Origin of the sequence: Kerstersia sp. (genome assembly GCF_052103615.1) — a bacterium.
GTDB lineage: Bacteria > Pseudomonadota > Gammaproteobacteria > Burkholderiales > Burkholderiaceae_B > Kerstersia.
In genome coordinates, this window is sequence record NZ_JBQEKA010000124.1 from 1 (window position 1) to 6,380 (window position 6,380).

Annotated in this window: 6 protein-coding genes and 1 riboswitch; of the genes, 1 reads left to right on the top strand and 5 read right to left on the bottom strand. The window is 63.7% G+C overall.

The genetic code is table 11. The annotated features are described in order from the left end of the window. A partial coding sequence (locus tag ACTJGZ_RS15435) for a lytic transglycosylase domain-containing protein (protein WP_441663784.1) occupies positions 1–1,715 on the bottom strand: 1,715 nt, incomplete at its 3' end. Between the two features lie 14 nt (positions 1,716–1,729). On the opposite strand from ACTJGZ_RS15435, the gene ACTJGZ_RS15440 reads away from it, so the two are divergent. After that, complete coding sequence (locus ACTJGZ_RS15440; RefSeq protein ID WP_441663785.1) at positions 1,730–2,371, top strand: 5-formyltetrahydrofolate cyclo-ligase; 642 nt, start codon at positions 1,730–1,732, stop codon at positions 2,369–2,371. Between the two features lie 81 nt (positions 2,372–2,452). On the opposite strand, the gene metF is transcribed toward ACTJGZ_RS15440, so the two are convergent. The 4 genes from metF to ACTJGZ_RS15460 form a co-directional block, all read right to left on the bottom strand. Then, the gene (metF, locus tag ACTJGZ_RS15445; protein ID WP_441663786.1) at positions 2,453–3,307 is read right to left on the bottom strand and encodes a methylenetetrahydrofolate reductase [NAD(P)H]; all 855 of its coding nucleotides are present in this window, start codon (positions 3,305–3,307) and stop codon (positions 2,453–2,455) included. Further along, the gene (locus ACTJGZ_RS15450; protein WP_441663787.1) at positions 3,304–3,639 is read right to left on the bottom strand and encodes a phage holin family protein; all 336 of its coding nucleotides are present in this window, start codon (positions 3,637–3,639) and stop codon (positions 3,304–3,306) included. Before ACTJGZ_RS15450 ends, metF begins: the two co-directional genes overlap by 4 nt. A gap of 131 nt (positions 3,640–3,770) precedes the next feature. Continuing rightward, positions 3,771–5,183 (bottom strand): adenosylhomocysteinase, encoded by a 1,413-nt coding sequence (gene ahcY / locus ACTJGZ_RS15455; protein WP_441663788.1) that lies wholly within the window; start codon positions 5,181–5,183, stop codon positions 3,771–3,773. 201 nt (positions 5,184–5,384) lie between these two features. Then, positions 5,385–5,464, bottom strand: a riboswitch (S-adenosyl-L-homocysteine riboswitch). Beyond that, positions 5,457–6,380: glycosyltransferase family 4 protein (locus ACTJGZ_RS15460; RefSeq protein WP_441663789.1), on the bottom strand; the 924-nt coding region annotated here is incomplete at its 5' end. It overlaps the preceding riboswitch by 8 nt.

Genomic DNA, 6,380 nt, shown 5'->3' on the forward strand with positions numbered 1-6,380 from the left:
TCATTCACCTTGGAGGGATGAAAATCCGTCATGCCTATCTTGCCGGCCACCCATTTGGCCGTGCCCGGCATGAGCTGCATCAGCCCCGATGCCCCGACACTGGAACGGGCATCCGTAATGAAGCGGGATTCCTGGCGGATCAGGCCATACACCCAGGCGGGATCGAGATCAATGGCACGCGCCTGAGCGCTGACACGGCCTTCGAAAGGCGCGATATAGCGTTGCGAGAAATCAATCTGGTCGCGTGTCCGTTCGGACGTATTCACCACCCGGTCGTAGATGTGTTCCTGGCGCGCCAGCTCCGCCGCCGCCAGCAATTGCCGGTCCGTCATGCCGCGCAAGGCGAAGTTCCATTCCGGCACGGCTTCAGCGCGCCAGCCTTCGTGGAACATGGTCACGGCACGGCGCAAGCCGGGATGCGCGGCCACTTCCGCCAATTCGGCAGGCGTCACCCGCGCTGGCGCAGGCGGCGGCGCAATGGCCAGGCCCAGCTCTTCAGCCGCCAATTGGCCGTAGAAGCCATATTCCCCGGCAATCGACGTGAATGCCTCGTTGGCCGCCGCTTCCTGGCCCCGCGCCTTCAGGCTGCGGCCATTCCAGTACACCCAGACGGATTCATTGCGCTGCGAAGGCGTCATCTGGGCGACGGAACTCGACACCCAGCCCCAGTCGATCTCCGGCTGGCGCAAGGCTGCCCGCACGCGCCAAGCGGCGTTGTATTCGGTCAGCCGCACACCATCGGCCTCTTGATACCAGCGGTGCGCAATCGGGTTGAGATTCAAGGCCGCAACCAGCGCGAACTGGCTGCGCACCCACTTCAGATCAGCCTCAGGCAGACGGCCGTTCCAGGAGCGGCGCAGGTAGGCGTCGCCATCCTCCATGTTCTTGCGCGCCAGGCGTGACAACGCCACCGTGGCAATATCCCGTTGCGCGGGCGTACGCAGCTGCTGCTCCTGGCGCGACAGCCACTGCATCGGGTTTTTCAATGCCGCGTCGTAATCCTTGATTTCCGCCGGGTTGAGCACATAGGCTGCCATGCGCCGCGCATGGGCCAGCTTGTTTTCGTCCAGCAGGTCACGCCACATCGCCACCAGGGTGCTGCGGTCCAGCACCCGGTCGGCCGTCAGCTTGTCAAACAGCGCCCAACAGGCATTGCCCGGCGCAAACACCGCGACGGCGTCGATATCGCGAATCCGCTCACCGCCACGGTGGCGGGCATCCAGCTGGGCGCAACTGACTTGCGGGCCGCCGACTTCGACCGGCCCCACCTGGCGCACCTGGGCGAAATCCCCGGCGCGCGCTGCGGCCAGGATCCAGTCCCCCTTCAGCTTGTCGGCCAGATAACTCCCCGGATGACGGTCCACAAAATCCTGTAACAGCACCGGATCTATCGTGCGCTGCTCGGTCAGCAAATAGCGCAGCATCCAATACTCGGCATACATGCCCAGCTCCGCATCGCGCGCGCGCTCCACCAGGGCGGGCAAGGCCTTCCAATCTTTTTTCTGGACGGCGTCACGCGCCGCATTCAAGGCGCTATCGACACTGCGCGGCATGGGCTGCGCCTGGGGCGACAGCGCGGCCACCCTCAGGCCGCCCTCCTGCGCCAGAACAGGCGCCGTACCGGCAAGCAATAAGGCCCCCAGCCACACGCGCCAGGCAGGACGGACGCGCAAGGACGATTTCTGATACCGTTCTGATACTTGACTATGACTCATGACTGGCATTCCGCATGAAAACCGCTAATACCATACAGGATACCGCAGCCGCGCTGCGTACTACGCTGCGTGAGCGGCGAAACAACATGGACGGCAGCAACCGCAGCCGCGGCGGACTGCTATTGCGCGGCCGTCTCTATACCTGGCTGGCCCTGCGGCGTGATGCCGCTGAACAGGCCGGCCAAACCGCGCCCCAGCGCATCGCTGCCTTCCATGCGCTTGATGGCGAGCCGGATCTGCTGCCGCTGCTGGCCAAATGGGTCGAAGAAGACGGCCTGGACATCCTGCTGCCCGCCGTCATTGCGCCAGAACAGCCCCTGGTTTTCCGCCAATGGCATCTGGATGCCCCCATGAAAACGGGCGCTTATGGCGTGCAGGAAGTCGCTGGCCCGGACCTGGCGCCCGCCGAGGCGCGCCTGGATGTCGTCCTCGTGCCTACGCTGGGCTGGACCGCCAAAGGCGACCGTCTCGGCTATGGCGGCGGCTACTACGACCGCACCCTGACACAGCTGCGCCAGGCCAATCCGCGCTTGATCGCGCTGGGAATCTCCTGGGAAGAAGGCCGGCTGCCGGCCGACTACCAAGCCGCCGGCCACGATGCCAAACTGGATGCCGTCCTGACCCCTGGCGGCTGGTACCCCGGCCAGCCAGGCTGAAGCCGTCACACAAGCTGCCGCACAGCCTGCCCGCACAGGCAGGCCAGCCGGGCGCAAGCGCCTGGCGCGGGGCCACGTGGCTTACAACACGCCGGGCTTGAGGCGGCGCCAGATATTGCGCACCGCCTCGCTGCCATTCAGGGTATAGAAGTGCAAACCTGGCGCGCCGCGCTCCAGCAGGTCCTGGCACAATTTCGCCACCACATCCGCGCCGAAGGCGCGCAGCGATTCGCGGTCATCCGCATAATCGTTGAGCCGCAAACGCAGCCAGCGCGGCAGTTCCGCGCCGCACATCTGCGAAAACCGCGTCAACTGGGTGTTGTTGACGATGGGCATGATGCCCGGAATGATAGGGATAGTGACGCCGCGCGCCTGCGCGCGCTCGATGAAATCCGAATAGGCATCGGGGTTGAAAAAGTATTGCGTGATGGCGCTATCGGCCCCCGCCTGCACTTTCTCAACAAAATGATCCATATCCCGCGCCAGACTTTCGGCCTGCGGATGCATTTCCGGGTAGGCGGCCACTTCAATATGGAACCAGTCGCCCGTTGTTTCACGGATAAAAGCGACCAGCTCGCTGGCATAGCGGAATTCGCCATACAGACTGCCCATGCCTGACGGCAGATCGCCACGCAAGGCCACCACGCGTTTCACGCCCTGCTCACGGTATGCCTCAAGAATGGCGCTCAGGTCGGCGCGGCTGGTACCAACGCAAGCCAAATGCGGTGCCACATCGCAGCCCAGATTGGCCATGATGCGCACCGTCTCGGCCGTCCCCTCACGCGTGGCTCCGCCAGCGCCGAATGTGACGCTGACATAGCCCGGATTCAAGGCCATCAGCTGCTTGGCCGTGCGCACCAGGCGCTCCTGCGCGGCCAGATCCCGGGGCGGGAAGAACTCCAGGCTGATAACGTGTTGGGACGTCAGGGAAGTCATTGCGCCAGCAGCGAAGACAGCGCGCTGGAAATCACGCTATACAGCAAGGCGCCAGCCAGTGCCCACCAGAAGCCATTGACCGTGAAGCCGCGGAACAGGGAGCCCGCCAGCCAGAACACCAGGGCGTTGATCACGAACAGGAACAGGCCCAGCGTGACAATGGTGATGGGAAAGGTCAGCAAGACCAGAATGGGCTTGATGACGGCATTGAGCAGACCCAGCACGACAGCTGCCAGCAAGGCCGACCAGAAACTGGCGATGGCGATGCCGGGCAGCAGGGAGGCAACGATCAATAGCGCGACGGCATTGAGGATCCAGATCAGTAGAAACATGGCACGGCTCCTATGACAAAAACATTGGAAATCCTGCATGAAGCAGTCCGCAGCGCCGGCCTGCGCCAGGCCGGATGCTCAGGCGCGCCGGATCATTTCCTCAAGGAAACGGCCCGGCGCGTACGCCTGCCTCAGTACCGATAATGGTCGGGCTTGAACGGCCCGTCAACCGGCACGCCAATATAAGCCGCCTGATCGGGGCGCAGCACGCTCAGGTTCACACCCAGTTTTTTCAGGTGCAGACGCGCCACTTTCTCGTCGAGGTGCTTGGGCAGCACATAGACTTTGCCCTTGGTATAGGCCTCATTGCGCGTGAACAATTCGATCTGCGCAATGGTCTGATTGGTGAAGGATGAGGACATCACGAAGGACGGGTGGCCCGTGGCGCAACCCAGATTCACCAGGCGGCCCTTGGCCAGCAGAATGATGCGGCGGCCATCAGGGAAAATCACATGATCAACCTGCGGCTTGATTTCTTCCCACTCCAGCTCTTCCAGGCTGGCAACGTCGATTTCGTTGTCGAAGTGGCCGATGTTGCACACAATGGCCTGGTCCTTCATGCGGTACAGATGCTCGCGCGTGATGACATGATAGTTGCCGGTCGCGGTCACGAAGATATCAGCCTTGTCCGCCACTTCGTCCATGCTGACGACCTTGTAGCCTTCCATGGCGGCTTGCAGCGCGCAAATCGGGTCGATTTCCACCACCCAGATCTGGGCGCGCAAGGCGGCCAGCGCCTGGGCGCAACCCTTGCCCACATCGCCATAGCCGATCACCACGGCGGTCTTGCCTGCCACCATCACATCGGTGGCGCGCTTGATGCCGTCCACCAGCGACTCGCGGCAACCGTACAGGTTGTCGAACTTGGACTTGGTCACCGAATCATTGACGTTGATGGCAGCAAAAGCCAGCTCGCCCTTTTGCGACATCTGATACAGGCGATGCACGCCCGTGGTGGTTTCTTCCGTCACGCCCTTGATCTGGGCCAGGCGCACCGAATACCACTTGGGATCCTGCGCCAATTGCTTGCGGATGGCCGCGAACAGCACGCGCTCTTCTTCGCTGGCAGGCTTATCAAGCACCGACGCATCCGATTCGGCGCGGGTGCCCAGGTGCAGCAGCAAGGTCGCATCGCCGCCATCGTCCAGAATCATATTGGCGTGCTGGCTATTGGGCCACGAGAAGATCTGGTGCGTGTACTCCCAGTACTCTTCCAGCGATTCACCCTTGACGGCGTAAACCGGCGTGCCGCCAGCGGCAATGGCAGCGGCTGCGTGATCCTGGGTGGAATAGATATTGCACGATGCCCAGCGCACTTCCGCGCCCAGGGCCTTCAGGGTTTCGATCAGCACAGCGGTCTGAATCGTCATGTGCAGACTGCCGGCGATGCGCGCGCCCTTCAGGGGCTGGCTGGCAGCATATTCTTCCCGTGTCGCCATCAGGCCGGGCATTTCAGTTTCGGCAATGGCGATTTCACGGCGGCCCCAGCCTGCCAAGGCCAGGTCGGCCACCTTGTAATCTACGGAAGAATTCACAGTCGTCATATCAGTCTAGCTCCAGATATCCGGTGTCCATGCACGGAGCCGACTGCGCACACGCGCCGCCATCCCCGTGCGAAAGGGAATTGGCGAGCGCCGTTCGTCCCGCGCCCAGGCGCAGGCCATGGCAGCCAGGACCACCCTGGACTGCCCCACACCCGGCCAGTTTCCGGACAGAGGCACACCTTGGCGCGCCCCCGCCAGCTCAGGCCGGCAGCGTGGTTGACGAAACTATCCTGAGCCTGGCACGCCGGACAAGCCGGCGCGTCGCAGCGCTCCTCAGGATGCGCGGAATTGTACCGTACTGACCCCGCACAGCGCATCCAGCAATTGCTGCGCAATGGCATCCCAGGTAAACGCCTGCACCCCGGCGCGCACCGCTGCGCGGGGCAATTGCGCCGCCCGCAGGCAAGCCGCCGCCAGGTCGGTGTCCAGGCTGCCTGTGACCCCTTCGCGCACAACTTCGCGTGGCGCATCGGCCGGCAGCGCTGCGACCGGCGTGCCGCAAGCCATGGCCTCCAGCATGACCAGGCCGAAGGTATCGGTCTGGCTGGGAAACACAAACACGTCGGCTGCCGCGTAGTAGGGCGGCAGTTCCGCATGGCGGCGCGGCCCCACGAACAAGGCATCCGGGTATTGCGCGCGCAGGCGCTTCTCTTCCGGGCCGCCGCCCACGACGACTTTGGTGCCAGGCAAGGGCAAGGCCAGAAACGCATCCAGATTTTTTTCACGCGCCACCCGGCCGACATTGAGCCATACCGGCCGCGGCAAATGGGCCAGTTCCGGCGGCGCCGGCAAATCCGGCGCGAATGCTGCCAGGTCCACGCCACGCGCCCACACCTGCAAATTGGCGAAGCCGCGGGCCGCCAGCACATCGGCGATATTGCGCGTCGGCACCAGAACCCGGCGCGATGGCTTGTGAAACCAGCGCATGAACGCCCATGACCACCTGACCGGCACACCCAGGCGCACCTTCAGATAGTCGGGAAACATGGTGTGAAATGAGGTCGTGAACTGCCAGCCCTGCCTGAGCGCATGGCGCCGTGCTGCCAGGCCCAGCGGCCCTTCCGTAGCGATATGCACGGCATCCGGTTCAAAGTCGCCCAGACGGCGGCGAAAATGGCGCCCGGGGTTCAGGCATAGCCGCAGCGTCGGCTCGGACGGCGCGCCCATGGTGCGCGCCCCACCAGGTTCGATGACACG